27 protein-coding genes and 1 tRNA gene are annotated in these 26,690 nt (G+C 57.9%); 19 read left to right on the top strand and 9 right to left on the bottom strand.

Annotated features, from left to right (window positions below; genetic code table 11):
- Window positions 1–173: 173 nt before the first annotated feature.
- The 4 genes from DY251_RS21310 to DY251_RS15340 all read right to left on the bottom strand — a co-directional run bounded on the left by DY251_RS21310 (window position 174) and on the right by DY251_RS15340 (window position 2,719).
- Window positions 174–731 carry a hypothetical protein gene (locus tag DY251_RS21310; RefSeq protein WP_137113809.1) on the bottom strand — a complete coding sequence of 186 codons (558 nt, stop codon included), beginning with the start codon at window positions 729–731 and terminating at the stop codon, window positions 174–176.
- A 51-nt stretch (window positions 732–782) separates the two neighbouring features.
- Window positions 783–872, bottom strand: a tRNA-Ser gene (locus tag DY251_RS15350).
- Between the two features lie 146 nt (window positions 873–1,018).
- Window positions 1,019–1,894 carry a hypothetical protein gene (locus DY251_RS15345; RefSeq protein ID WP_137113810.1) on the bottom strand — a complete coding sequence of 292 codons (876 nt, stop codon included), beginning with the start codon at window positions 1,892–1,894 and terminating at the stop codon, window positions 1,019–1,021.
- A 156-nt stretch (window positions 1,895–2,050) separates the two neighbouring features.
- Window positions 2,051–2,719 (bottom strand): hypothetical protein, encoded by a 669-nt coding sequence (locus DY251_RS15340; protein WP_116624799.1) that lies wholly within the window; start codon window positions 2,717–2,719, stop codon window positions 2,051–2,053.
- 414 nt (window positions 2,720–3,133) lie between these two features.
- On the opposite strand from DY251_RS15340, the gene DY251_RS15335 reads away from it, so the two are divergent.
- The 8 genes from DY251_RS15335 to DY251_RS15300 all read left to right on the top strand — a co-directional run bounded on the left by DY251_RS15335 (window position 3,134) and on the right by DY251_RS15300 (window position 11,208).
- The gene (locus DY251_RS15335) at window positions 3,134–4,333 is read left to right on the top strand and encodes a septal ring lytic transglycosylase RlpA family protein (RefSeq protein ID WP_116624798.1); all 1,200 of its coding nucleotides are present in this window, start codon (window positions 3,134–3,136) and stop codon (window positions 4,331–4,333) included.
- Between the two features lie 16 nt (window positions 4,334–4,349).
- The gene (locus DY251_RS15330) at window positions 4,350–5,525 is read left to right on the top strand and encodes a D-alanyl-D-alanine carboxypeptidase family protein (RefSeq protein ID WP_245415990.1); all 1,176 of its coding nucleotides are present in this window, start codon (window positions 4,350–4,352) and stop codon (window positions 5,523–5,525) included.
- A 92-nt stretch (window positions 5,526–5,617) separates the two neighbouring features.
- A complete protein-coding gene (gene tmk, locus DY251_RS15325) occupies window positions 5,618–6,286 on the top strand; it encodes a dTMP kinase (RefSeq protein WP_116624796.1) in 669 nt (222 codons plus the stop codon).
- The gene (locus tag DY251_RS15320; protein WP_116624795.1) at window positions 6,283–7,338 is read left to right on the top strand and encodes a DNA polymerase III subunit delta'; all 1,056 of its coding nucleotides are present in this window, start codon (window positions 6,283–6,285) and stop codon (window positions 7,336–7,338) included. The genes tmk and DY251_RS15320 overlap by 4 nt, the downstream gene beginning before the upstream one ends.
- A gap of 77 nt (window positions 7,339–7,415) precedes the next feature.
- Entirely contained in the window at window positions 7,416–8,960 is a 1,545-nt protein-coding gene (gene metG / locus DY251_RS15315) for a methionine--tRNA ligase (protein WP_116624794.1), read from the top strand.
- Window positions 8,961–8,962: 2 nt separating this feature from the next.
- Complete coding sequence (locus tag DY251_RS15310; RefSeq protein ID WP_116624793.1) at window positions 8,963–9,754, top strand: TatD family hydrolase; 792 nt, start codon at window positions 8,963–8,965, stop codon at window positions 9,752–9,754.
- A 2-nt stretch (window positions 9,755–9,756) separates the two neighbouring features.
- The gene (locus tag DY251_RS15305; protein WP_116624792.1) at window positions 9,757–10,572 is read left to right on the top strand and encodes an MBL fold metallo-hydrolase; all 816 of its coding nucleotides are present in this window, start codon (window positions 9,757–9,759) and stop codon (window positions 10,570–10,572) included.
- Between the two features lie 6 nt (window positions 10,573–10,578).
- Window positions 10,579–11,208 carry a LysE family translocator gene (locus DY251_RS15300; RefSeq protein ID WP_116624791.1) on the top strand — a complete coding sequence of 210 codons (630 nt, stop codon included), beginning with the start codon at window positions 10,579–10,581 and terminating at the stop codon, window positions 11,206–11,208.
- 29 nt (window positions 11,209–11,237) lie between these two features.
- Here the strand turns inward: DY251_RS15300 and DY251_RS15295 are convergent, their stop codons facing one another.
- Complete coding sequence (locus DY251_RS15295) at window positions 11,238–13,265, bottom strand: sensor histidine kinase (protein WP_137113812.1); 2,028 nt, start codon at window positions 13,263–13,265, stop codon at window positions 11,238–11,240.
- Between DY251_RS15295 and DY251_RS21305 the strand changes: the two genes are divergently transcribed.
- On the top strand, window positions 13,233–13,862 hold the full coding sequence (locus DY251_RS21305; protein WP_158553264.1) for a LuxR C-terminal-related transcriptional regulator: 630 nt from the start codon (window positions 13,233–13,235) through the stop codon (window positions 13,860–13,862). The two genes, DY251_RS15295 and DY251_RS21305, sit on opposite strands and share 33 nt — an antisense overlap.
- Window positions 13,863–14,083: 221 nt before the next feature.
- A complete protein-coding gene (locus tag DY251_RS15280) occupies window positions 14,084–14,692 on the top strand; it encodes a LysE family translocator (protein ID WP_158553263.1) in 609 nt (202 codons plus the stop codon).
- A gap of 48 nt (window positions 14,693–14,740) precedes the next feature.
- On the opposite strand, the gene DY251_RS15275 is transcribed toward DY251_RS15280, so the two are convergent.
- Window positions 14,741–15,439, bottom strand: a complete 699-nt coding sequence (locus tag DY251_RS15275) for an NADPH-dependent F420 reductase (RefSeq protein ID WP_116624788.1) — start codon at window positions 15,437–15,439, stop codon at window positions 14,741–14,743.
- Window positions 15,387–16,454 carry an LLM class flavin-dependent oxidoreductase gene (locus tag DY251_RS15270; RefSeq protein ID WP_116624787.1) on the bottom strand — a complete coding sequence of 356 codons (1,068 nt, stop codon included), beginning with the start codon at window positions 16,452–16,454 and terminating at the stop codon, window positions 15,387–15,389. The genes DY251_RS15275 and DY251_RS15270 overlap by 53 nt, the downstream gene beginning before the upstream one ends.
- Window positions 16,455–16,545: 91 nt before the next feature.
- On the opposite strand from DY251_RS15270, the gene DY251_RS15265 reads away from it, so the two are divergent.
- The 3 genes from DY251_RS15265 to DY251_RS15255 all read left to right on the top strand — a co-directional run bounded on the left by DY251_RS15265 (window position 16,546) and on the right by DY251_RS15255 (window position 18,156).
- The gene (locus tag DY251_RS15265) at window positions 16,546–16,941 is read left to right on the top strand and encodes a winged helix-turn-helix transcriptional regulator (RefSeq protein ID WP_425373307.1); all 396 of its coding nucleotides are present in this window, start codon (window positions 16,546–16,548) and stop codon (window positions 16,939–16,941) included.
- 92 nt (window positions 16,942–17,033) lie between these two features.
- A complete protein-coding gene (locus tag DY251_RS15260) occupies window positions 17,034–17,435 on the top strand; it encodes a CidA/LrgA family protein (protein WP_245415989.1) in 402 nt (133 codons plus the stop codon).
- Window positions 17,436–17,439: 4 nt separating this feature from the next.
- Window positions 17,440–18,156 carry an LrgB family protein gene (locus tag DY251_RS15255; protein ID WP_116624786.1) on the top strand — a complete coding sequence of 239 codons (717 nt, stop codon included), beginning with the start codon at window positions 17,440–17,442 and terminating at the stop codon, window positions 18,154–18,156.
- A gap of 17 nt (window positions 18,157–18,173) precedes the next feature.
- On the opposite strand, the gene DY251_RS15250 is transcribed toward DY251_RS15255, so the two are convergent.
- Entirely contained in the window at window positions 18,174–19,730 is a 1,557-nt protein-coding gene (locus tag DY251_RS15250) for a VOC family protein (RefSeq protein ID WP_245415988.1), read from the bottom strand.
- 203 nt (window positions 19,731–19,933) lie between these two features.
- Between DY251_RS15250 and DY251_RS15245 the strand changes: the two genes are divergently transcribed.
- Together DY251_RS15245 and DY251_RS15240 are read left to right on the top strand one after the other, a co-directional pair.
- A complete protein-coding gene (locus DY251_RS15245) occupies window positions 19,934–20,158 on the top strand; it encodes a hypervirulence associated TUDOR domain-containing protein (RefSeq protein WP_116624784.1) in 225 nt (74 codons plus the stop codon).
- Complete coding sequence (locus DY251_RS15240; protein WP_116624783.1) at window positions 20,155–20,712, top strand: DUF488 domain-containing protein; 558 nt, start codon at window positions 20,155–20,157, stop codon at window positions 20,710–20,712. The genes DY251_RS15245 and DY251_RS15240 overlap by 4 nt, the downstream gene beginning before the upstream one ends.
- Window positions 20,713–20,745: 33 nt before the next feature.
- Here DY251_RS15240 and DY251_RS15235 read toward each other — a convergent pair whose 3' ends face one another.
- Entirely contained in the window at window positions 20,746–21,546 is an 801-nt protein-coding gene (locus DY251_RS15235; protein WP_137113815.1) for a GNAT family N-acetyltransferase, read from the bottom strand.
- 267 nt (window positions 21,547–21,813) lie between these two features.
- Between DY251_RS15235 and DY251_RS15230 the strand changes: the two genes are divergently transcribed.
- The 4 genes from DY251_RS15230 (at window position 21,814) to DY251_RS15215 (ending at window position 26,688) form a co-directional block, all read left to right on the top strand.
- A complete protein-coding gene (locus DY251_RS15230; protein ID WP_245415987.1) occupies window positions 21,814–22,992 on the top strand; it encodes an ABC transporter substrate-binding protein in 1,179 nt (392 codons plus the stop codon).
- A 99-nt stretch (window positions 22,993–23,091) separates the two neighbouring features.
- Window positions 23,092–25,269 carry a YbhB/YbcL family Raf kinase inhibitor-like protein gene (locus tag DY251_RS15225; protein WP_116624781.1) on the top strand — a complete coding sequence of 726 codons (2,178 nt, stop codon included), beginning with the start codon at window positions 23,092–23,094 and terminating at the stop codon, window positions 25,267–25,269.
- 35 nt (window positions 25,270–25,304) lie between these two features.
- Window positions 25,305–25,709, top strand: a complete 405-nt coding sequence (locus DY251_RS15220; RefSeq protein WP_137113816.1) for a hypothetical protein — start codon at window positions 25,305–25,307, stop codon at window positions 25,707–25,709.
- A gap of 22 nt (window positions 25,710–25,731) precedes the next feature.
- The gene (locus tag DY251_RS15215; protein ID WP_116624779.1) at window positions 25,732–26,688 is read left to right on the top strand and encodes an alpha/beta fold hydrolase; all 957 of its coding nucleotides are present in this window, start codon (window positions 25,732–25,734) and stop codon (window positions 26,686–26,688) included.
- Window positions 26,689–26,690 lie beyond the last annotated feature (2 nt).

Genomic DNA, 26,690 nt, shown 5'->3' with positions numbered 1-26,690 from the left:
TCTGGCAGGCTGTGCATTGCCATAGTTATCGCAGTCCCGACAATCATCGACATTTCCGTCAGGCGACCCTTAACTTCTTCATAGAGTCGCGCCATGCGCTGCCTGTCTTCGTCAGGGAGCTTCGTAAATTTCTTTGCCTTCACTTTTGCATAAAAAGCTACGAGGACAGTTATTTACCGCCCGTAAATTGCAATGTCGGAGGATGTTGCGATTATTAGAATCATACCATTGGGCGAAAAACCAAAAGCTCGAACTTCAGTAATAAAATCGCCCAGCTTTGTAATTTCTATCTTCTTACCAGGCTTAGTCCAGAGCATTGTTTGCCATTGTGACGATAGAAATAATTCTTCGTCTGGCCAAGATAATGGGTGACGCTCGATACGCCAACCATCACTTGTAGAAGTAGAAAGACCTCCACCATACAGTCCGTTAGTGCGGATTTTTTGGCCTTGTAGCGGTCCTATACCTTCTACTTCCAGATTACCAATATCAAATTCAAAGTTTTCATCCGTATCGCGTGCAATAAAAGTGCCTTTTCTGCAATCCAATAATCCTCTACCCGAAGCAGAAACGATTATAAGTAGTTCAGATGAATGTGCAAATCCAACATCAGTTAATCCGCCAACAGATAATATACCTATCTTTTTCCAGGGTAATGGCGGTTCGCTATACTTAATATTATCTAACGCAACAAAACGGTCTTTTAAATGTTCTGGTATATTGATTTTCATATAATTGATGTATATCAATAGCTTATCTAATCAAAAATGGCGGAAAAAAAATGGCGGAAGAGGTGGGATTCGAACCCACGGTGAGCTTGCACCCACGCCGGTTTTCAAGACCGGTGCCTTAAACCGCTCGGCCACTCTTCCATCTAGCTGATCTGTTTGAGCTATTTGCCTTTTTCGCGATGCGCTGAAACGACCGTGAAGCTCGTTTTGCAACTATTTGGTTCTTGCTTCGCCGCTTATAGCCGCTTGCAACGCTGCGTCAACACGATCTGCAGCTTCGCGCGCATTCAGCGCAGAGCTTGTGAATAAGCAGGTGCTCCGTCGCGTATCAGATAGTTCGCGCGCATTTTGGCGAAATGCTCGGCCGGCTTCATGTGCTTCCAGGCAACGCTCTGGAATTGCGGCTCCCCGAACATGACCGATCTCATCAGGAACTGTTGGAAAATATCAACGCGAGAGCCGTCATATGGTGTGAAATAATAGATATCTCGCGATTCATGTTCGGGGGTTTCGGCGAAATATTCGGGAATGAAAGTTAGACTATTCGAATCCAAAAACCCGTTTTTTCCGTCTGTCGAGATCATCAGGGCCTGATGATTTCCGTTATTCAAAACTTCAACATCAATCCCGAGATGGGTCAGGAATGATGCGAGCATCAGCGCAAAATCGGTGCAGCATCCGATCTCGCTTTGGCTGTGGTCCAAAAACGTAGGCTCTTCCAGCGACTTGAAGTCCGTGTTTTCGTTGATCGAAACACAGCCAGGCTTCGCGTCGTTCGGTGCTTTGTTTCCATAGTCATAAAAGGCGGCGACCACCAACATAGCGCCAACGGGCAAATCGCGACTGTTGCCAAAATATGAGTACTGCTGCGCGACTGGCGTTAGCTGCTTCCACATTGCATCGATTGATGCCGATGCCTTCTTGATATTCCGAATTTCATCCTTCTGTGCATGAAACGGGTTTGGCAATGCGTGCAAATCATAGCCAGTTTCTTGCCGCTGGCTCTCGCTGACAAATCTATATTTGTATAGCTGCTTTATTAGCTTGGTCTGATTATGAAGCTTTACTGTCGCCAATGCGGCGGCGGTGACAATGCATCCCGCTAGCAGCAAAGCGGCTGAGATATATATTGCTTTTAGGTTTCGCCTAACAACAGGCGGCATTAGAAGCACCAACATATGAGTGAATATTAGATAATCAGATATAATCTATTGTCCGGCGAGACAACCGGCGGATTTAGTCTTGAACAATATTCAATAGTGCTAATTTGGGATCAGACGCGAGCGCCTGATCCCGTTAAGCTCGACAGGATAATCGTCTTACATCTGGGATTTGAGCTGGGTGTTGCACTGGCTCCAGAATTGCGGCCACTTGGCTCCGTTCGGAAGTGTGCCGTTGGCCTTTTGCTGCTGCCACTCTGATGCGCATTCATGGATGCGTTGCTGGAAGGCGACTTCACCCGGAGATGCATTTCCATTCGCAACGGGCATCACTTTTTTCGCTGCCGTTTTCGATATTGTTGGCTCTGGTGGCGTCGGCTGGCTTGTATCGGAATATTGCTTGATCTTGTCGCTGCACGCCGAAAGATATGCTGGCCAGGTTTGACCGCCTAGCGTTCCTGCAGCCTTGGCAGCCTGATAGCTCGAGCTGCATATCTGTTGCGTCGTTTGGTGGTTGCCTGACGTCGAAGCAGGCGTGCTCTTGGCTGGTGCGGTTGCTGTCGTGGTTGAGCTTTTCGAAGTGCTGCTTGCAGGAGCAGGATTTGCGGCTGCGCCAGCATTGCCGTTTGCGTTGATGCTTGCCGCACAATCCGAATAGAACGCGGGCCATTTCTGGCCGTTCAAGGTTCCGCCAGCTTTGGCCGCCTGATATTTTGCGCTGCAAATCTGCTCTGTCGTTTGTCCTGCGGCGCTGGCGGGGCTGACAATGTATCCGGTCGCGGCGACGGCCAGTACAGCAAAAAGTGGGATTCCAAGGTTCGACTTCATGTTTCGTCCTCCTTAAAGACGTTCGCAATCAGCCCGCGCCACGGAGTGAGCGGGTAAGCAAAGCGCAAATGGAGGCAGCGGAATGCGTCAGTGGAACGCCGTTTGGGGCGAGGACGCTGTGCATGGCGATGCCAATGCGAGAATAGCTCTGCCTCAATTGTGGCAGCACTCTGAGCCGTCCAAAACATGAACGAAATTTAAGGTTTGGCCGTTAATGGCGCGGCCGGAACCGCGTTTGGCGCGGGACAACCAGCACTCCGCACAGTTCCGGCCACATTCTTGCCTACTTCCGGACATAATCGATTAATTCACCGCTAATTAATCCTGATTAAACAGGAGAGGCGGCATCAAGGGGCTGCGTTCTCAGGGACGTTCGTCCCATCCGAATGAATTGACGCAGGGGATGCGCCAACGATGCCTAAAAAGACGCGGCTAAGCCACGCTTCAGTCATCGCTGTGATGTCGATTTCGGCCGCCATGCTCGCGGCCTGTACAAGTTCTGATACAACCGTTCGCTCTGCCGTCGCCAAAAAGCGGCCTACGGAATATTTTTCCGAGGCAGAATATGGCGTGAAAGCCAGCCCACGCGTTTCCACAGAGCGTTCGCGGCTGAAACGCGGGGGTGGGCGCGAGCAGATCGGCAAGCCTTACCAGATCCGCGGCAAGTGGTATTACCCCAAGGAAATCAGCAGCTATTCCAAGCTTGGCGCGGCTTCGTGGTATGGCGATGCTTTCCACGGCCGCCTAACCGCCAATGGCGAAATTTACGACATGACGCATCTCACCGCGGCGCATCCAACAATGCCGCTGCCGAGCTATGCGCGCGTTACCAATACGAAGAACGGTTCCTCCGTCATCGTGCGCATCAATGATCGCGGGCCATATTCCAATGGCCGCATCATTGATCTTTCGCGCCGCGCCGCCGAGATGCTGGATTACGTCCACTCCGGCACCGCCAATGTGAAAGTCGAGTATGTTGGCCGTGCGCCGCTTGATGGTCAGGATGATGCATTCTTGATGGCGTCTTATCGCCCCGGCAAGAATGCGCCCGATCCTTCTGACGGACTGCCGACCGGTGTGATGGTCGCAATGAACGGCGCAACGCCGTCGGATTCGCAATCATCGCCGTTCCCCGGCGTTCTCTCCGATGCAGAGCAACCCGTTCCGTCGCAACCTCTTGTGACGACAGCATCGATGGATGGTTTCGACGCTGGCGCACCTGGTATTTCGCAACTGGTGCTGCCTGAAATGGGACCGATCGTGACCTATCGCCCGGACGAAGCTCCGGTCACGGTTGCCGCACTTTCCCTGTCATATGCTCCGGCTGAAACCAAGCGTGAGAACCCTGCCTTCGCCAGCCTGCTCACGAGGCAGAACGCCACCCCAGCGAGCGATTATGTGATGGTCGGTTCGTTCGAGAACGAAGCTGAGGCACGGCGTCTCGAAAAGGCGCTCTCAGCCTATGGTCGTGCGGAAATGTCCTCGACGGTTGATGATCGTGGCGTGCGCTGGTTCGAACTCGATCTATATGCCGATGGCCGCGCGACGCCGGATGCCATGCTTGAGGCTGCATGGTCGCTCGGTGCCGAAGACGCAATGACTGTTCGTAACTGACACGCGGCTCACCCAAGTGCATTTACTTCCGCGAATTGCAGCAACATTCCAAGTCGTCATCGGCCTTTTGTTGCTCACGGTTGGCGCTGCCAACGCTCAGCTTTTCGAAACCAAGGCGCAGCAGGCGTTCATGATCGACGCCGATTCCGGCACCATCCTCATTGCCAAGAACGCCGACACTTCCGTTCCGCCGGCATCGCTTGCCAAGCTCATGACGATGGAGGTCGTGTTCGACGCCATCGCCAGCGGCAAAGCCAGCATGAACGACACTTTCAAGGTCAGCGAATATGCCTGGCGCACGGGTGGTGCGCCGTCGCGCACATCCACGATGTTTGCCGCGCTGAACTCAGAAGTCCGGCTGGAAGATTTGATTCAGGGTGTGATTGTGCAATCCGCCAACGATGGCTGCATCATCATCGCGGAAGGCATGGCCGGATCGGAAACCGCCTTTTCCGAGCGCATGAACAGCCGCGCGCAGGCGTTAGGCATGACAAGGTCTCGCTTCGTGAATTCCACCGGCCTGCCAGCATCGGGGCAGGTGGTCACGATGCGCGAACTGGTCACGCTCGCCAACCATCTCTGGCGCGACTATCCGCAGTTCTACAAATATTACAGCCAGCCCGAATTTACGTGGAACAAGATCACCCAGCGCAACCGCAATCCGCTGCTCGCCATGGGCATTGGAGCGGATGGTCTGGGCACCGGCTTCACGGAAGAATCCGGCTATGCGTTTGTGGGTTCGGCAGCGCGTAATGATCGTCGCTTGTTCGTCGCGTTGGGCGGCTTGACGAGCGACAAGGAACGTGCCGAAGAAGCCCGTCGCATTGTCGAGTGGGGCATGACGGCGTTCGAGCGCGCGCCGTTGTTTGCCGCCGATACTGTCGTCGGGCGCGCGAAGGTTTTTGGCGGCGACAAGCCTTCTGTTGAGCTCAAAGCCAAGGGCGCCGTTTCGATTTTCCTGCCGCAGGAAAATCGCGGCAAGGTCGTCGCCCATGTCGTCTATAATGGCCCGCTGACCGCTCCCATCGTGAAAGGAACGCCGGTCGGCTCGCTCAAGGTCTGGGTAGACCAGCAATTGACGCAGGAAACACCACTTTTCGCTGCGGAAGACATTGGCAAGGGTACGCTAAGCCAGCGCGCCCGCAGCGCCGCCGAAGAACTCGCCTTCGGCTGGCTCCGCGATTTCCTTTAGCTTACGCCTCATCCGCCTAAAAGTCCGCTCTACACTTCAACACTGCGATGAATCGCACTAAGTAGGTTTCACCAAAACCTTGGATAAGAGCATTGGCGCGGGGATTTTTCATAACCTTTGAGGGCGGGGAGGGTGCGGGCAAATCGACCCAGATCGAACGCTTGGCCGAAAAGCTGCGTCAGAAGAGCTACACCGTTCTCGTTACGCGCGAGCCGGGTGGTTCACCCGGTGCAGAGGCCGTGCGCCACGTTCTGCTTTCCGGCGCGGCCGAAGAGTTCGGCCCGGAAATGGAAGCGCTGTTGTTTGCCGCTGCGCGCTCCGACCATGTCGAACAGATTATCCGTCCGGCAATCGACTCCGGGATGATCGTGCTGTGCGACCGCTTTATTGACTCGTCGCGCGTCTATCAGGGCGTTACCGGCAACATCGAACGAGGCTTGATGGCGTCCATCGAGCGCGTTGCGATAAACGGCATGATGCCTAACCTTTCGCTGTTCTTGGACCTCGACGCCGAAACCGGTTTGCACCGCGCAGCGGCGCGACGATCGGAGGGAGAAGGCGCGGACCGCTTCGAAAAGGAAACCATCGCCATACACGAGCAACGCAGGCAGGCTTATCTCGACATTGCCGCCAACGAGCCACAGCGCTGCAAAGTCATCAACGCGGATCAGGATCCTGACACCGTAGAACTCGCCATTGCGGAAGTCGTGTTTGCCGCGCTCGAAAAGCATTATGCGCCTGGGCAAGAGGTGCAGGCATGAGCGAGGAACGGTTGGCGCCACAGCAACACGACTCGCTGGAAGGCATTGCCGAGCCGTCCGAAACGCCGGAACTCGTCGGCCACCTTGAAGCGCAGTACATGTTGCTGGCGGCGCAAAAGGCAGGGCGCCTGCCTCACGCCATCGTGCTGGCCGGGCCGCAGGGCATTGGCAAGGCGACATTTGCCTTCGCCTTCGCGCGCCATCTGCTCAGCGGCGCGGAGCCTGGTGCGAACTTCGAACCGGTCGCCATTGACTCTCCGATCTACCGCCAGATCGCGAGCGGCGCGCATCCTTCCGTGCTGCACCTCACGCGCCCCGCGAACGACAAAACGAAGGGCTTCAAGACAGTGCTGTCGGTGGATGAAATCCGACGCATTGGGCGCTTTCTGTCGTTCACCTCTGGCAATGGTTCCTATCGCGTCGTCATTATCGACCCGGCGGACGATATGCGCGCCGCCGCCGCCAACGCGCTGCTCAAAAATCTTGAGGAGCCGCCGTCGCGCACCATTTTCATTCTCATTGCTCATTCGCCCGGCGCGCTGCTGCCGACCATCCGCTCGCGCTGTCAGGTTATTCGGCTCGCGCCGCTAAATGATAAAGATCTAGCGGAAGTATTGGTACGCGCGGGCCAGTGGCCCGACGACGAACGCGTCAGCGACGCTCTGCTCGCGCGGTCGGAGGGCAGCGCACGCAACGCGATCATTCTGCAGCAATATGGCGGCGTGGAAATCGCCACCGCGCTTGACGCTCTCGCCACCGGTTCCGCAGACATTGCGGCGTCCCAACGCCTCGCTGAAGCTGTGAGTGGGCGCGACAGCGCAATCCAGCTTGATGTATTTAACGGGCGGGCGCTTGAGCTTCTGGCCAATGCCGCCGCAGACGCTGCGCAATCGGGCGATACAAATCGCGCAAAAAAGTTGTCAGACGCTTGGCATATGGCACGGATAGCTATAACCGAGACGGCAACATATAACCTTGATCAGAAACAGCACGCATTGACGATGATCAGCCGCCTGAACACCGCACTCAAGCCGCAAAGCGGGCGAATGTGAAGTTGGCCCAGCGCCTGTTCCGTGCTGGCGCGCTGAAAATAGTCGATCCGAACAGCCATTCCTGAGAGTTGCCGCGCATGTCCCGCGAGACGTTTTATATAACTACGCCCATCTTCTATCCGAACGGCAAGCCGCATATCGGTCATGCCTACACCGACATCGCGACCGATGTTCTGGCCCGTTTCCAGCGGCTGGACGGAAAGGATGTATTCTTCCTCACCGGCACGGATGAACACGGCCTGAAGATGAAGCAGAACGCCGACACGATCGGCATCACGCCCAAGGAACTTGCAGACCGCAATTCGGCGGTTTTCAGGGAAATGCTGGTCAAACTCGGATGCTCGAACGATCAGTTCATTCGCACCACCGAGCCGCGCCATTATCGCGCCAGTCAGGCAATCTGGGAAAAGATGGCGGCCAATGGCGACATCTATCTCGGCGGTTATTCCGGCTGGTATTCCGTGCGGCAGGAAGCCTATTTCGACGAGAAGGAAACGACCGTCGGCGACGATGGCGTGCGCCGAGAGCCGCTCGGCTCGCCCGTCGAGTGGAATGAGGAGCAGACCTATTTCTTCCGACTTTCCGCCTATCAGGAAAAACTGCTGGCCTATTACGAAGCCAACCCTGATTTCATCGGTCCGTCCGAGCGCCGCAATGAGATCATCAGCTTTGTAAAATCCGGTCTGAAAGATCTGTCGATCTCGCGCTCGACCTTTGATTGGGGCGTGCCGGTTCCTGGCGATCCCAAGCATGTCATGTATGTGTGGGTGGACGCGCTGACGAACTACATCACCGGCGCGGGCTATCCCGATACCAGCGATCCACAATGGCGTTATTGGCCCGCTGTCCACATTGTCGGAAAGGACATTGTGCGCTTCCACGCGGTCTATTGGCCTGCGTTCCTCATGTCGGCAGGCATTGAACTGCCGAAGCGTGTGTTTGCGCATGGCTTCCTGTTCAATCGTGGGGAGAAAATGTCGAAATCGGTCGGCAATGTCGTCGATCCGTTCGAACTCGTGGATAAATACGGGCTGGATCAGGTCCGCTATTTCTTCATGCGCGAAGTGCCGTTCGGGCAGGATGGCAGCTATAGTCACGACGCTATCGTGAACCGCACTAATGCAGACCTTGCCAATGATCTTGGCAACCTCGCGCAGCGCTCGCTTTCGATGATTGCGAAAAACTGCAACGCCGCCGTTCCGAACAAGGGTGCGCTGGCCGATGCCGACACCGCCATTTTGGATCAGGCGAGTGCGGCGCTCGAAGGCGCGCGCATCGCGATGAAAGATCAGGCGATCAACACCGCGCTTGCGGGCATCTTCGCCGTCGTCGCGGAGGCCAATCGCTATTTCGCTGCGCAGGAGCCTTGGGCGCTCAAGAAAACCGACCCCGCACGCATGGAAACGGTGCTCTATACGACAGCCGAAGTCATTCGGCGTGTTGCCGTCATGTGTCAGGCATTCATTCCGGGCTCCGCCGCAAAGCTGCTGGATCTTCTGGCCGTGCCCGAAGATGAGCGCAGCTTCGCGCATCTGTCGGAAGACCACGCGCTGAAATTCGGCTCGCCATTGCCCGCGCCGCAGCCGGTTTTCCCACGCTATGTGGACAAGGAAGAAGCGTAAGAATGCTGGTCGACAGTCACTGTCATCTGGATTTTCCGGATTTCGCTGAGGAGCGCGCGGCCATTGTTGCGCGTGCCAAGGCGGCTGGCGTGCGCACTATGGTCACGATCTCGACCCGCGTGCGCCGCTTTGACGAAATTAAAGCAATTGCAGAGGCTTACGACGATGTCTTCTGCTCTGTCGGCACGCATCCGCACAATGCCGGCGAAGAGCGCGGCATCACCGTGGACGAACTAGTAAAGCTTGCTGAGCATCCCAAGGTCGTCGCCATAGGCGAGGCCGGACTGGACTATCACTACGACAAGGCTCCGCGCGACGATCAGGCCGTCGGTTTCCGCACACACATAGCCGCCAGCCGCATCACCGGTTTGCCGCTGGTCATTCATGCGCGCGAGGCCGATGAGGACATCGCCGCCATACTCGAAGAGGAAACAGGGAAGGGCGTTTTCCCCTTCGTTCTGCATTGCTTTTCTTCAGGCAAAGCACTCGCGCTTAAAGGCGTAGAGCTCGGTGGATATGTCTCCTTCTCGGGCATTCTGACGTTCAAGAATTCCGCCGAGATTCGCGATACTGCTCGTGAAATTCCGCGTGACCGTCTGCTGGTCGAAACGGATGCGCCATATCTCGCGCCGCCGCCTTATCGTGGCAAGCGCAACGAACCAGCCTATGTGGTCAACACAGCGGCGGTGCTGGCCGAGACAATCGGTGTCAGCAATGAGGAAATCGCAAAGCTGACCACGGATAATTTCTTCCGGCTCTTTTCCCGCGCCACGCGACCGATCGGGGTCGCCTGAGCATGGCGGACCTGCTGCGCCTGACGATTTTGGGCTGCGGCTCGTCGCCCGGCGTTCCGCGCGTCAATGGTGATTGGGGCGCTTGCGATCCCGCCAATCCGAAAAACCGTCGCCGTCGTGCCGCAGCGCTGGTCGAGCGCATCGGTAAAAACGGCACTACGACCGTGGTGATCGATACAGGTCCAGACTTCCGTGATCAGATGCTCATGGCGAGCGTCCAGCACATCGACGCCGTTGTCTATACCCATCCGCACGCCGATCACATCCACGGCATTGATGACTTGCGAAGCTACGTTATCGAGCAGCAGCATCTTATTGATATCTATGCAGATCGCTCCACTCTCTTTCGCTTGAAAGAGGCGTTCGGCTATTGCTTTGAAACGCCCAAAGGCAGCTCATATCCGCCCATCGTAAAGGCCCATCTGATCGACCATTCGCATTCGGTGGAAATCGGTGGGAGAGGCGGCATTATACGTCTCGAGCCGTTGCCTCAAATTCACGGCGACATCATTTCCCTCGGTTTTCGCATTGGCAATTTGGCCTATTGCTCAGACGTTTCGGCATTTCCAGATGCCACCGCCGCGCGCCTGCATGGGCTGGATTGCCTTATAATAGACGCCTTGCAATACCGCACGCACCCAAGCCATTTCAGCCTTGACGAAGCGCTCGGCTGGATCGAGCGGCTAAGCCCAAAACGCGCGGCGCTCACGCATATGCATGTGCCGCTGGACTACGATACCGTGCAGAACGAAACGCCTGATAACGTCGAGCCGGCGCATGATGGCATGGTGATAGAACTGCCGTTGGACGAAGAGTGAGGCCCAATGCCCAGCGCTGATATCCTGATTGCATTCATCATTACCACGACGCTTTTCGCGTATATTCCGGGCCCTGCAATGCTGTACGCTGCGGCTCAAACCTTGGCGCGCGGCCGCAACGCAGGACTAATGGCGAGCCTTGGCATTCACATTGGCTGCTATGCGCATATCATAGCTGCCGCCGCGGGCTTGTCCGTGCTTTTTCATGCAGTTCCAGCGCTGTACGCAGCTGTGAAGCTGGCCGGTGCGCTGTATCTGGCTTGGCTCGGCTTTAATCTGATTTTCGCAAAAGCTTCGGATGGCCAGCCATCGCCAATTGCAGCCAAGTCTGGCCGCGCGGCGTTCGGTCAAAGCATTATGGTCGAAGTTCTGAACCCAAAGACCGCAATATTCTTTATGGCGTTCTTGCCGCAATTCGTAGATTCGGCAGCGGGCTTGCCAGTTTGGGCGCAGTTTTTGGTGCTAGGCGCAATCGTCAATCTGATATTCTCATCCGCAGACATCGTGTGCGTCGTGCTGGCGGGGGCGATTGTCGGCAGGCTGCGCAACTCGAAATCAGCACAGCGGATCATACAGAAGGTCGGCGGCGGTATCCTTGTCGGGCTTGGTGTTCACCTGGCGCTCCATAAGAGCTAGTTGCGCCGCCAAAGCATGGCCAAAAGGCGCTAGAGTTCGACGCGAATGCTGGCGCCAGATCGGCGATCCGCGCATGAGCTTAGGCGCCATTTCTGCGTGTCGGCGATTTCCTTGACGACTGTCAGCCCAAGCCCGCTTCCATCTGCGGCGTCAATATCTCGTTCGAGGCGTTTGTTGCGTTGCAAGGCCTGCTCAAACGCATCGCCGCTGAGGCCAGGTCCCGTGTCATGCACCTCGACGCGGTAGCTATCCTTATGTCGCCGGAGGCCAACGACGACGCGTCCCTGACGGGTATACTTGATTGCGTTGGAGACGAGATTGGAGAGCAGTCGCATCAGTGCGTACGCATCAACTTTTGCGTCTGGTGCTGAAAGTATGAGCCGCAGTTGCAAGCCTTTTTCCCTTGCCTCCGATGAAAACATGTCGGTGACGCCCCGCAGCACCGCATAGAGCCCGGGTTCGTCCACGGTTTTTCCAGCATCGGCAGCAGATGGAACGTCGACCGTATTTTCCCATTTCGGCTGCTCGGCAAGTCGTTTGTCGACAAGTTGCTCCATGTAGCCAAGCGCCGACTCGATCTGGCCGAAATCGGTCGACTTGTCGGATTGCCCGCTGAACATCTGGCGTAAAGAAAGCCGTAGCGCATGCATCGGTTGGCGCAGGTCATGCACCGTGTCCTTGACGCCTTCCTCGCGCTCGCGGGCGGTTGCTTCCACCTGTTGGTAGCTTTGCTCCAGCACGGCGAGACGCTGCGCCAGCGCCAGGTTGCGCTCGCTCTGCGATAGCGTTTCCTGCATCGCAGCCTGCCGGTGCTGGTTGTAGCGGTCAAATATGGCGAGGCCCATTAGCAGCGCGTCGCAGACCAGCGCGATGCGCACCGCGTCGTAGACGGGGAAAGTCTGGGATTCGAGCCCGAACGCGTAGCGCGCCGTGAACAGACCCGCAGGAATCAACAATGCAAACCATGTAGCGACGTAGAAGCGAGTTTCACGGAACCGGGTTCTGCTCGCGTTGAGTGCCGCGGCCAGAAACACCAGCACCGAGCCTGTTATCATGTAGACGAGAATGCGTTTGAGCAGTTGCGGATCAGCGATCCAAAGAAGAACGTCAAGCCCGATTATGATAGCGATTACCGCCTGAAGGACGCGATGCATCACCGGGTGATAGCGCGCTGTTTGCAGGAAGGTGATGGCAAAAAGTGCGCCAAATACCATGACGCCCGATCCGGCCACGACCGACGCCATCGAGTTGAACCGCGGGAAATTGGGCCAGAGATACTGGAATGCTACGCCGTCGGCGTGGGCGACATAAATCAGCACCGAACAGAGATAGCCGACATAGGCGGCAAAGACCGACTGCCGCAATGTCACCAGCGCGGCCAAAGCCAGCGTAATCATGACGAGCATCATGCCGTAAAACGCGTAGCTTTTGGCCTGCGCAACGCTCATCAGCGCGGCATAGCTCTCGGGCGTTTCGATTGACATGGTCAACCGGGATGCGCCTTGCGAATAGTAGGCCATGACGATAGTCGCCGCTTCACCCGGCTCTAACGCAAAGGGCGCGACCAGTTGCGGATGCTGGATCGGCCTGGCGCTAAACGGAGTGTCTTCGTCGAGGTTGAGCAGCGTGATGATTTGGTTATCGGCGCTGATCTTCCATATTGATATCTTCTGGGTAAAATTCGCATGCACGTAAAAACGCCAGGAGGATACGTCCTTTGTCTGGTTAACCACGGGCACCCTGAGCCAGATGCGCGCGGCGGTGTAACCGAAATCCGGCACTGGTCCCGGTAGCGGCTTCATATCGATGGAAGAAGATCCGGCAAAATCGCCAATGGTGATTTCCCATGCGTCATCTGTGGTGTATTCGAAATGGGCGCAAAGCGCTTGCGTGTCCACCGGACCTGTCAACACGAGCGGATTGCGCTCGGCGGCGATGGCCGGCGGAACGGGGGAAGTCAAAAACGTGCAAAATATCATCAGAACGAATTGCAGCATCGGCGTGCAAGCGCGGGAGAACTGCTGGTGAAAAAGCGTGTCCTCCTTGCAGACGATCATGCATTCGTCTCTTGGGGCATTGCAAAGGCGCTGGGCGTCCTGGATGACGTTGAAATTATCGGGATCGTGCCTGATGGAATCCGTGCCATTATCGAAATCAGAAAGTCCAAACCGGATTGCGCGATATTGGATCACAATATGCCGGGCGCGACCGGACTGGAAGTGTTTCTTGAATCAAAGCGCTGGTGCCCCGACACGCGTTTTGTGTTGCTGACGGGCACTGCAACCGCTGCGACGTTGCGCAAACTTGTTGAGGCCGGAATTCACGGCATTTGCCTGAAAGAGGGTGGTGAATCCGAGTTCATAGATGTGGTCCGGCGAGTTCTTGCGGGTGCAACCGCAGTTAGCGCTGGTGCCGCGCTCTTGATGAAATCGTCTCGGGCGCACGTTCAACTCACCGACCGCGAAATTGCTGTTTTGATTGCGATCGCCCGCGGGCAAACCAATGCGGGCGCCGCCGAAGCGCTTGGTGTCAGCCCCAAGACAATTGACACGCACCGAACCAATTTGTTGCGCAAGTTTGAGGTCAATTCGACCGCAAGCCTGTTGCTGGCGGCGGTCAGGATCGGCCTGCTGGACCCCGACAATATCCGATAGGGCGTATCGCAGCCGGGGCGAAACATATCTGCGCCTCCACACAGAACTCGAATATCAGATTCACCGATAAACGGGCCCGAGGTGATCGCAAATCAGGTGATTACCTGATGTGATGCGCGGTCACTTTGGATTCAACTGCCTCCGTCGAACACATGTTCGACCGGGGCAGGACTGGAGAGAAAACAGCTTTCTTCGTCCCCCCATTCATCGGGAGGGACAAAATGAACTATTGGATGTTTGGCCCATATTTCGTGGCTCTGCTCGTCTACGCTGCATCGCCAGGTCCGGTAATGGCGGTTCTGGTTGCCCGGTCTGTCATCGGCAATCGAAAAGGCGCTCTGGCCTTCGCTGCTGGCCTCTGCTTGGGAGAAATTATCGCCGTCATCGCTGTTATTCTCGGCATAGGCATCTGGGCGCAGACCAAGCCGGAATTGCTCGCTACTGCCAAATATGCAGGCGTCGTCTATCTTCTTTGGCTCGCGCTCAAGATGTGGAACGACCACTCCAATATCTCAGGTTCGGAATCGGGAAAGGCGGGATTGCTGTCGTCGGCTGGCGCAGGCGTAGCGATCTGCATCGGCAATCCGACGACGCTTATTATGCAAATGCTGCTTTTGCCTATCGTGGCGCCGGTTGGCCTAGCTGGTTTTGCGCATGCCGCATTGGTGGTGGCGACGACCTTCGCCGCGTTCGGCACGGTTTTCTTCGGTACCGTAATACTCGCCGCGCAGTTGAACAGGATGTTGGTTTCGCCAAGTTCGACAAGCATGTTCAGCCGCATTGCGGCTGGCATTACGGCACTGACTTCGGTCTGGATCCTGGCTATCTGAACGGGCTAGTAAAGAATCCGGGTTTGGTCTTGCACAGCGGAAAGGCTGCTAGGCAGCCTCCCGCTGGTGAGCGCTGGCAAGTAGCTGCGCCATTTCGGTGCGGTCGAAGGCAGCGCCAAATATGGTCGTGCCAACACCGAAGTTGCGGCTGGCCATCAGCGGCCCGGCATCGATCGGGTCGTAGCCCAGCCGATCGATGAAGCCGGAAACGGCAGCGCGTGCGTCTGCATCGTTGCCTGCCACTGCCAGTGCGCGACGCGCAGGGTCGCCCTCTGGCCGCGCTTCCTGTTCAATTTCGTGATAGCCCATATGGTTGAATGCGCGCACCAGACGCGCGCCTGCCAGATGGTCCTGCACGATTTCGCTGCTCGACGCTGCGCGCTCGAAATCTTCGATCGTGCCGTCGGTCGGCGGCCAATAGTTCATGGCGTCGATGACGATCTTGCCGGCAAACAGCTCCGGGCGCAGCTCGCGATATTTCGAAAGCGGCAAGGCGAGTATCACGATGTCGCTGGTCGCGATCAGCGCCTCCACTGACAGCGGTTCGGCACCGGGTGCCATCACCTCCAAAAGCAGCGCGATCTCGTGCGGCGGGCGCGCCGTCGCGACGCGCACCTCATAGCCGGCGGCGAGCGCCAGCCGTGCCAGGGCGGTGCCGACCCTGCCGGCACCGAGAATTCCAATCGAGCGGATTTCAGGCGTCACGATTTGCCTCCTTGGCTTTCGCCTTGTCGCCAAGCGCTGCATCGACCAGCGGCTTGACCTTTGTGCCGAACAATTCAATCGAACGCAGGTATTCCCGATGCGGCATCTGACCGACGTCGATCTGGAAGAACTGGCGCATATGGCCGAGGCTGCCGTGCAGCTTCACGATGCGCTCGGCAATTTCCTCGGGGCTGCCCGCAAACAGCGCTCCGTCACCGCTCGCTTCCTTGTCATAATGGAAGCGGGGCGGCGGCGCGAAGCCGCGGATCTTGCCCAGTTGCTCCATCACCGCGTGCCAGTGGGTCCAGAAGAAATCCTTGGCCTTGGCTGCATCTTCACCAACGAAGCCGGGGCTGGCGACCGAAACCTTGATTTTCTCGGGCGCGACGCCTGCCTGAGCGGCCGCTCGGCGATAAAGTTCAGCCAGCGGCGCGAAGCGGTTGGCCTGGCCGCCGATGATTGCATATGAAATCGGCAGGCCGTTGAGGCCGGCTCTGACCGAGGATTGCGGATTACCGCCGGTCGCCAGCCAGATCGGCAGCGAGCCGCCATCGGGACGCGGCACCACTTGCGCCTTATTGAGCGCCGGGCGGAATTTTCCGTTCCAGGTTACCGATTCGCTTTCGTTGATCAGCATCAGAAGGTCGAGCTTTTCAGCATAGAGCGCGTCGTAGTCGTTGAGGCTGTGGCCAAACAACGGAAAGGATTCGGTCGAGGAACCTCGCCCCGCCGTGATCTCGGCGCGGCCGTTGGACAGCGCGTCGAGTGTTGCGAATTGCTGGTAGACACGCACCGGATCGTCGGTGCTGAGCACAGTAACAGCGCTGCCGAGCTTGATGTTCTTCGTCGATGCAGCCGCCGCGCCGAGGATCACCGTGGCGGCAGATGCCGGCATTTCACGTGTGTGATGCTCGCCGATACCGAAATAGTCGAGCCCGACCTGATCGGCCAACTGAATGGCTTCAAGCAGGTTGCGTGTGGCTTCGGCCGTGGAACCAAGCTCGCCGGTCGTCGCGTCTTTCTGTACATCGCCGAAGCTGTAGATGCCGATTTCCATGTCGTTCTCCTTGCGGCGGCGCTCCTTGAAGGGCAGCCTGCACTGCAGTATATATTTGTAACTTGGCCTAATATCGGAACTGGAAAACCTTATGCAAGAAGGCACATGGATGTTACCTGACCCGGTCAATCTTCTGGAGACGTGTCGGCCCGTGCGTCACATTCTGGCTCGCGTCGGCGACAAGTGGAGCGTGCTGATCGTCATGGCGCTGCGCGACGGGCCGCGTCGTTTCAACGAGATCAAGCGCGTCATCGGCACAATCTCGCAACGTATGCTGACCTTGACTCTCAAGGGCATGGAGCGTGATGGATTGGTGAAGCGCACCGTGTTCGCCACCAAGCCGCCGCGTGTCGACTACGAATTAACTGCGCTTGGCCATTCGCTGTGCGAGCCGATCGAGCAACTTGGCCGGTGGGCGATTGCAAACGAAGCCGAGATTGCAACTGCGCAGATGATCTTCGACCAGAAGACCGACGAGGCGGCCTGATACGCTCAGATCAATCCCCGACAGGTCGCAAGTACACGCGCAGGGCAGGGGTGCAACCAATCGTTTTCATCGCGCTCAACGTGCAGTAAACAATGGACCAGAACTCCGTCACGCCGCTCTGGAAAGGCTCGTCGATGATCAAGGGAATCGCCCTCCTGCTATTGTTCCAGTTGATCGGGGAGAGCATCGTGTTCAGCTCCGGCATCCCGCTGCCGGGACCGGTGGTCGGGCTCGTCCTGCTGTTCGTTGCGATGCAATTCTGCAAGACGATGGGCTTCAGCCTGTTTTCCGAGGCGGAAACGGCGGCTGACGGCTTCCTTGCCAATCTCGGCCTGCTGTTCGTGCCGGCTGGTGTCGGTATCGTCGCGCTTTGGAGCGAGTTGCAGAGCCAAGCCGGCATCCTTCTGGCTATCCTCGTGGCCTCGGCAATCATCACGCTTGCCGCGACGGTGTGGACGTTCATCGCCGTGCAGCGGCTGATCGGACGGGAATAGTTCCATGAAGCGACCGACCGAACTTTGGGTCTACCTGTCCGCCTCACCGCTGCTGTGGCTGACCCTCACCCTTTTCGCGTGGCTCTTTGCCGTTGCCGTCTCCACGCGCCTGAAACGCCATCCATTGGCCAATCCGGTTTTGATTTCAATCGCGCTACTCGCCGGCACGCTGAAGCTGTCGGGCGAGCCATACGAAAAGTTCTTCGCGGGCGCCCAATATATCCACTTCCTGCTCGGTCCGGCCACGGTGGCTATCGCTGTGCCGCTGTATCGGCAATGGCGGCAGGTCAAGCGGGCGCTTGTGCCGATGGTTGCAGCTCTCGTAGTCGGTTCGTTCACCGCTGCGCTGTCGATTATGCTCATGGGGGCATGGGGCGGGCTTTCGCGCGATGTGCTGATCGCGTTCCTGCCCAAGTCGGCGACCGCGGGCGTGGCGATGGCGATTTCGGAATCGCTGGGCGGCAACCCGTCGCTCACTGCCGTGCTGGTCGTGCTCACTGGAATTGTCGGTGCGCTCGTGGTCACACCCTTCATGAACGCCATGCGTATCAAGGATTATGCCGCGCGCGGCTTTGCGGTCGGGCTGACCTCTCACGGCATCGGAACCGCGAGAGCGTTCGATGTCGATCAGACCGCCGGGCTATTCGCCGGCATCGCCATGGCGCTCAACGCAATCGCGACTTCTCTGGTCGTGCCGCTCATCGTCCGGCTGTTCCTGTAGGGTCTAGCGGGGGTCGGTCAGGCGCCAACCGGCTCTTCGCGCTGTAACCAATGCCTCGCCAGCGCCTCGTCGTCCGGCACCAGATCGTGACCGGCATCGACTGTGCGCATATCCAGTTTCGCGCCACTTGCCCTGAGCCAGTCCGCCAGCGCCGGCGCGTCTTTGCCGAAAGGGTCGCGCGCACCTGCCACCATCAGCACGCTCGCGCCATCAAGATCTGCGGGCGGCAACGTCTCGAGCACCGGCATGGCGCGCAGCAGTATCGCCCGGCGGATTACCTGCGGGTAGAGCGCCATGACGGCTGCGGCGAAATTCGCACCGTTGGAGTGGCCGAGAAAGGTTAGGTGCGCTTCATCGAGCCGATAGGCGGCGATTGCCCCCTCGACGAAAGCCGCGAAAGCCTCCGCTTCGGCACGAATATCGGCCTGGTCGAAGTTGACCGCCGTCAGCCGGCGAAACCAGCGGGCGTTGCCTTCCTCATGGCTGCGCCCGCGCACGCCAAGCAGCGTTGCGCGTGGGGCAATCCGGCGGGCAAGCGGCATCAGGTCGGCTTCGTTGCCGCCACTGCCGTGAAGCAGCACGATCGTGCTGTCGTCGGGATCGTCGGGCACGTGGAAGCGATGCACGAACGGCAAATCGCGCGGCGCCATGCGGGGTGTTCCCGGCATGGAAAATTGCGGCAACATGACCGCGATATCCCGCGCTCTTTCCTTGTCGTGCGGCGGCACCAGCAGCGTCTCGCCAAGACGCTCCGTATCTTCGTCTACCGTAAAGCCCGGCCCGTCAGTGGCGAGTTCGATCAGCGTTCCGCCCGGCTCGCGGACATAGAGCGAGGTGAAATACTTGCGGTCGTGCATGTTGGTTGCTGACGAGTTGAGGCGCGCCAGTGCGCGCTCTTCGGCGCGGACGGCCTCAACGTTCGGCGCACGGAAGGCGACATGGTCGGCGGTGCCGGTGCCGGGAATACCCGGCACGTAGCCGGAGACATCGCGGATATCGACCGCGTCGGTATCGGAGATCATGCGCGTTGTATTGCCTATGCGCGGCCCCGGCCGGTAGCCGAAACGGCCGACGAAGCTTGTAGTCTCCTCTGGCGTCTCGGTCAGGATCGTCACCGCGCGCAGTCGGCGTGGCGCCACCGCCTCATCGCCCCAGGACTGCGCGGCCGCAAGATCAGCACCCACCAGCTTGACGATGATCCCGTCAGGATCCTTCAGCCGCAATACCGGCTCACCGAATTCGCGCGACGGTCCCTCGAACGGCACCCCTGCGCGCAAGGCGCGCGTCATCCATTCGCCAAGGCTGTCAGGTGGCACCGCAAGGGCGATCTCGGCTACTTGGCCGGTACCCACCCGTCCCGGCGCGCCATCTTCCCATACGAGGAACGTAATCAGCGAACCCGGTGAACCGAGACGGTCACCGTAGAACAGGTGAAGCTGCAAGGCATCTTCGTAGCCTCCGGTGCGCTTCACCAGTCGTAGGCCGAGGAAGCCGACATAGAAATCGACGTTGGCCTGCACGTGGCGCGTTATGAGCGTGACATGGTGGATGCCGCTGGCAGCTACGTTACTCAAACGACGGCTCCGAAAATGCGATTGGTCCAAGTCTTGCTGCCAGAATGGTTCGATGATTACAATGAAATTAACCCGCATTCCGACCTGCGCCTGCTTTCGCCGAACGATTTCAGGGCAGGGGGCGCTGGTGCTTGATGCAACCCATCGCCGATCCGTCAAACGGGATGCAGTCCAGAGCCGGCAATGTGCGAGGATCTAGCAAAATGACAAAGCGGTTCAAAATCGGTGACCATGTGACCTGGAACTCCGAAGCTGGCTATGTATCGGGAACCATCATTGCGATCCATACCAGTGACTTCGACTACAAGGGACACACGCACCGCGCTACGGAAAGCGATCCTCAATACGAGATCAAGAGCGACAAGACAGACCATATCGCGGCACACAGGGGCTCAGTGCTGAGCTACGCGCCAGATGCCGGCAGATGAAGCTGCCATTCTTCACCATCGGTCATTCAAACAGGAGCATCGAAGTCTTTGTGGCGCTTCTGCGTGAAGCGCAAGTGGAACTTCTGGTCGATGTCAGGAAGATCCCGATGTCGAGAACCAATCCGCAATTCAACAAAGACCGGCTGCCCGACTCCTTGGCAGCCTTCCAGATTTCCTACGAGCATATTGCTGCTCTGGGCGGTCTTCGAGGCAAGGCCCGAACATTGCCTGCGGACGTCAACGGCTTTTGGACAAACGAAAGTTTCCATAACTATGCCGATTATGCGCTTTCGGAGCAGTTTCGCGCTGGTCTTGAGCAGTTGTTGCGCGATGGAAGCAAGCGACGCTCGGCCATAATGTGCTCGGAGGCGGTCTGGTGGCGATGTCATCGTCGCATCATTTCAGATTACCTTCTCGCGGCTGGCGAAACCGTCTTCCACATCATGAGCGCGGGCCGCCTTGAGGAGGCGCGCCTGACCTCAGGCGCGCTGGTCCAGCCCGATGGAGCCATTGTCTACCCGAGCCAGCAACAAACACTTGATCTTGATGCTTAGGCGCTCCGATCATCGGCGCACATGGTGTTTGCGTTAAAGATCGATGCTCATCATCACCAGATCGTCGCTCAGGTGCTTCCCGCTGCCAGACATGCGTGTGCGCAAACCTTCCACCAGACGGTGCGTGACCCGGAAACCGAGCTTCTCGTAAAAGCGGCCTGCCGTTTGTGTGCCGAGGTGCATCGTGCTCACGCCCTGCTGGCGCAAAGCCTCGATCATCGCCTCGGTCAATCGTGTACCGGTTGTGGGTGGCAGGCCCGGTACAAGCGTCAGCATTGACAGATAGGCAAAGCGTTTACCGTCGCGTTCGTGGACAGAGCCGCACGCACCACCACAGAGCCGACCATTGCTGTCGATCAGCTTGAGCACGAATGTGGGGCGGATTTTGTCATCTGCTTCGTTGACCGCTTCAAGGTAAAGCGAGCAGGCATTCGTCGGCTGAATATCACGCACCAGCGTAAACGCGTATGTATGATCCGGGCCGGCCGGCATGTCGATTTGTACAGGCTTGTAACCGGCCGCAGAGAGCGGCCCCAGCAGTTGCTGGCCGTAGGTTGTCAGCACGACAATTTGCGAGATCGGGCGGCTCTTCTGAAGTTCCGCGACACGCGCGGCGATGTAGCCAACGGGGTCAATGAGAAAGCCACCCGTTTGCGATTCACCGATTGGCGGATACTCGACAACGACATCTGGACTGAATCCGAATTCGCGCTCACGTTCGGCGAAAATCTCGTAGATGGCCATTGCCTCTGAATCGAGTTGTTCGCGCGGCGTATCGGCTTGCGTCATAACGCTTAAGCTAAATACTTCGGTGCCCACTTTCATAGTCGCCACGATATCCTCCGTCATCTTTGAAGAACGCACCACAATGTCTGCTCAATGTGAATAGGGAGTCTTGGGCAGGGAAGGGGACACTCGCTGTGGATTGCATTTGTCGCCGACAATCAACGTATTCATTTGTCTTCGACCCATAGCCAACGCGTATAACGTTCATCGTGAAAATGTATTACCCGTTCCGAAAATCTGTCCGTTAGTCTCGCTTGAAGCTCATCAAGGGCTTGTGGCGCGGCGGTCCATCGCTGCGCCTGATGGGAGGAACAATTGGCACATAAATTCGCAACCTTGTTGCGAAGCGCTGTAGCTATTGCAGCGCTCGCAAGCATCTCGCCCGCACTTGCTGCCGGCGTCGATGAACTACCCAAACAGATTCAGGACGAGCTGTACAATAAAGACATGCTCGATCCGATGCAGCCTATCGGTGAGAGCGCTTATCGTGAATGGAAGCCCAAGAAGGGTCCGCCGTGGACCATCGGCTACGCAAGCTCTTACGCTGGAAATACCTGGCGCGCTGCCGTCATGAGCCGCCTTCAGGACGAGATCATTCCGAAGTGGAAGAAGCTTGGTCTGATCAAGGACGTAATCATCACCCAGTCGAACCTGAATGACTCGACGCAGATCCAGCAGATGCGTCAGCTCGTCGATCAGGGTGTCGATGCCATTATCGTATGCTGCTCGAACCCGACCTCCCTGAACCAGACGGTCGAGTACGCGCATCAGAAGGACGTCCCGGTGTTTTCGGCCGTCGGCTACCTGACGTCGCCATATGCCGTGAACTCGTCGGCCAACTTCGTTGTCGGCGGAAACATGCTTGGCGAATGGATGGCGCAGCAGATCGGCGGCAAGGGCAATGTCCTGATTGTCGAGGGCATCCCCGGCGCGTCCGCCTCGGATTCACAAAACGTGGGGGTTCTCAAAGCCCTCGAAAAGCATCCGGACATCAAGGTCGTCGGTCAGGTTGCCGGCATGTGGACCGATCAGGTCGCGCAGTCCGAAATCCAGAAGTGGCTTGCCACAAACCCCGGTGAGCTAAACGGTATCATCATCCAGTCTGCCTCGGAACTTGGCGCATTGCGCGCGCTCCAGCAGAGCGGGCGCGATATGGTTCCGTTCTCGATCGGCGGCGAGGTGGGCGCGCTCTGCTATTGGCGCAAGAACAAGGATTTCGTCACCGAGGCCATTCATGCGTGGCCTCCGGGAGACGACTTCGAGCTGGGTTGGAATGTCATGATGCGCACGCTTCAGGGACAGGGTCCAAAGGTCCAGTCAATCCTGACCAAGCCGCAGGTGATGAACTACGAACAGCTTGAAAAGGCGATCCCCGCGGACTGCAGCGAAGATTCCGACCAGTGGTACAATGTCGGGGCGAACAACTGGGCGAGCAAGGAATACCTTGACCAGTTCTTCCTGCATCCTGCCGATCCAGAGGCGTTCAAGCCGTAAAAGGCCTCCCAAGCAGCCGTCCCGCCATCGTGGCGGGACGGCCTTTCGTGCTTAACATTTTTAACCCGAAACACGGGAAAGATCCCGTGCATGTAGGCAATGGCTTATCCAACGGTCGAACTCTCTTCTGTAAGGAAGACCTTCGGGCCCACCGTGGCACTCGGGGGCGCCAACCTCACGGCCTATGCGGGCGAGGTCCACGCTATTATTGGCGGCAACGGCTCGGGCAAGAGCACTTTGGCAAAAGTGATTTCAGGCGTCCTCATTCCCGATAGCGGACAGGTCTCAATTCTCGGCAAGAGCGCGACGTCTCCATACGAGGCAAGAAAACTCGGCATCTCCAACGTCTTTCAGGAAGTTCTCGTCGCGGACGAATGTTCCGTCTTGGACAACCTTTATCTCGGTGCCGACAGCCTCACCGGCGCGTCGATGAACCGGGAGGACAAGGAAGCCAAGGCCGGGGCCCTCATGCGCGAACTGCTCGGCTTTGATGTTGACCTATCTACGCTCGTTGGCGAGCTGCCTCTGAGCATAAAACAATGGATCACCATCGCCCGCGCGCTGCTGACCGATCCGAAAGTCCTCATTCTCGACGAGTCCTCCGCAGCGCTTGATTTCGAGTCGACTGAGCGGCTGTTCCGCAAGATGCGGCAGCTCAAGGCGCGCGGGGCAAGCATCCTGATCGTCACGCACCGCATCGCCGAGCTGGTGCGGATCGCAGATCGTGCGACAGTCCTGCGCGACGGTGTCGATGTCGGTCGCCTCAGCAAATCGGAAATCACAGAGGCACGTATCCTTGAACTCATCGCCGGGCCGGAGCGCGAGAAGACCCTGCAGGATCAACCGCTTCCCGCGCGCCAGAGCGACGCCGCCCTTCTGCGGGTCTTCGACGCAAAAGTCTGGTCCGACTCCCTCCGGTTCAATTTCACTCTTTACCCAGGCGAGGTGGTAGGCGTCACGGGTCTGGATGGGCAGGGGCAGGCGGATTTCGTAAGGGCGGTCGCCGGCATCCAGCCTCTGGAAGCCGGTGAGATGACTGTTGTTCGCGACGGCAAGGCCACCGTTATTTCGGACCTCACATCCGCGCGCGATAACGATGTGAGCTACGTGAGCGGAGATCGTAAGAAGGAAGGCATTTTCGCCAACCTCTCCATCTTCGAGAACATGATGATGCCGGTCTACAAGGAGTACCGCGCTGGCGGCATCCTCAACCTCATCAACAGGACGAAACTGAGCCCGGTCTTCGAATGGGAGGCGGGCAAGCTTGCGGTCAAGATGGGAGATCGGCAAAACCTGATCACCTCGCTTTCCGGCGGCAACCAACAGAAGGTCCTGATCGCCCGATCCTTTGCCGAAAAGCCTGTCGTTCTCGTTCTCAACGATCCGGCGCGCGGTATCGACATTGGGGCGAAGCTGGATCTTTACCGCAACCTCAAAGTGTTTGCTGCGCGCGGAAACGCCGTGCTCTTCCTGTCAAGCGAGATCGAGGAATTCCTCAATCTGTGCACGCGTGTTCACGTTTTCAGAAACGGATCGATCTCGGCAGACTTCGAGCCGCCTTATGACGGCCACGTTATACTAAACGCGATGTTCGGTCGAAAGGCGACCGCGCGTATGCCGGGTGAGCCGGCCAACCAGAACGCCGACAAAACAGACAGCGCCGCGGCTGCGTCGCATGTGCCTCGTTTCGAAGATGGCCGTCCAGTGCCTCGCGTCGTCAATTTCCAGAAGGAAAGGGAGGTGACTGAAATGGCAGCCACGCCGTCATTCAAGCTGCATGCGCCGGATATCGCGCCGGGCGGGATCATCCCTGCCAGATTCACGGAGGACTCCAAGACGTCGCCACGTCTGATTTGGTCCGGCGCGCCTGAAGGTACGAGAAGTTTCGCGCTCTCGATTACCGACCCGGATCTGCCGGAGGCGTTCAACTTCCCCCGTTCATTCGCGCACTGGCTCGTCACCAACATTCCAGCCAATATTCGCGAGCTGCCCGAAGGTGCAAGCGGGGGCCAAGGGCTTCCCCAAGGGGCGGTCGAGTTCAACAGCGACTTCGTCACATTCAAGATTCCGGGCTTCGGGCGGGGATATGGTGGCCCGTGGCCGCCGGATCGCGAGCATCGATATTTTTTCACCCTCTACGCTTTGAAGGCAGACAGGCTCGACCTGCCAGCCGATGCCGACCTTACCGCTTTTGCCGCCGCGGTCATGCCGGTTTCCATCGACGCGGCATCGTTCGTCGCGGTCTACGGGCCGGCAAAGCAATCTCTGCCCGGCTAGCCCGGGCTCTCGTCATGTGAATACAGGAGGACTGCATGAGCAAGTATTCCAACAGAAAAGGGTTGGATCTCGAATGGCTCGAACGGTGGGCTCGCATCGTCAACAACGATCGCATCCTGCCGGTCACGGGTCGCTTTTTCACCGGGCGTTTCGTGCTTGGAATCGATGAAATCGAGTATCTGATCGTCGTCGCCGGGGGCAAGATCCAGCGTATCGCCGAAGGCCTTTCGCCGAGCGACATGGGCTACGATTTCGCCTTGAAGGCGCCTGCCAGCGCCTGGTCGAAATTCAGCCAACCGGTCCCACCGCCGATGTTCAACGACATCTGGGCAATGGCTCACCCGCTTCACAAGCAGCTGTCGATCGAGGGCAACACGCTTCCGTTCTGGCAGCACCTCAAAACGCTCTCGCGCATGCTCGCCCTGATGCGCCAAGTCTGAAAACGCCGACAGGAGAACCAAGATGAACACACACGATCCTATTGTCGGACGTTATGTTTACGTCCAGTGCGAGGGCAAAACCTACCGCACCTATTACGAGGAGAACGGCGAAGGCATTCCGCTGGTCTGCCTCCACACCGCGGGTGCCGATGCGCGCGAATATCGGCACCAACTCTGCGATCCCGACATGACCCAGAACTTCCGCGTCATTGCATTCGACTTGCCATGGCACGGCAAATCGCTGCCGCCCTCCGACTTTCATCTCATGGAGGACGAGTACAAGCTGACGACCCGCTTCTATTGCGATTTCATCGTTGCGTTCTGCCGGGCGCTCGACCTGAAGAAGCCGGTTATCATGGGCCAGTCGATGGGCGGCAATGTCTGCCTTTGGCTCGCACTCAAGCACGAGAATGAGTTCTCGGCGCTGATCTCGCTGGAAGGCTGTGATTATTCACCCGGCTGGTGGATCGATCCGCTGCATCATCCCGAAATTCACGGCGGCGACGCGATCTCGACCTGCATGCTCGGGCTTATGTCCCCTGAATCGCCGGACGATTACCGCTACGAGACGGCCTGGTACTATGCGCAGGGTGGTCCCGGCGTTTTCAAGGGCGATCTGTTTTTCTACAGCGTCGACTCCGATATCCGGGATCAGGTCCACAAAATCTCCGGCAAGGTGCCGATCTATTTCCTGACCGGTGACTATGATTTCGCCTGCACGCCGGAAATGACCCAACGCACAGCCGAGAAGGTCAAGAACTCGGAAGTTGTGATCTTCAGCGGTGGCCACTTCCCAACTTCGGAAGACCCGGTGAAGTTCAAGGGCGTCGTGACGCCGGTGCTGAACAAGATCATCAGCAACGATCCGGAGCGGCGTGGACAACGCGGTGCGATCCAGAGCCGAACCGGCTCATCCGATCCGCGCCCCGCCGGTCGCGACAAGGCTGCCGACGGCCGCCGCGTCGTCGATTTCAGCTGATC

This window comes from Mesorhizobium denitrificans, from assembly GCF_003403035.1.
Taxonomy (GTDB): Bacteria; Pseudomonadota; Alphaproteobacteria; order Rhizobiales; family Rhizobiaceae; genus Mesorhizobium_G; species Mesorhizobium_G denitrificans.
The sequence above is the reverse complement of the archived record's forward strand: the minus strand, read 5'-3'. Positions and strand labels throughout refer to the sequence as shown.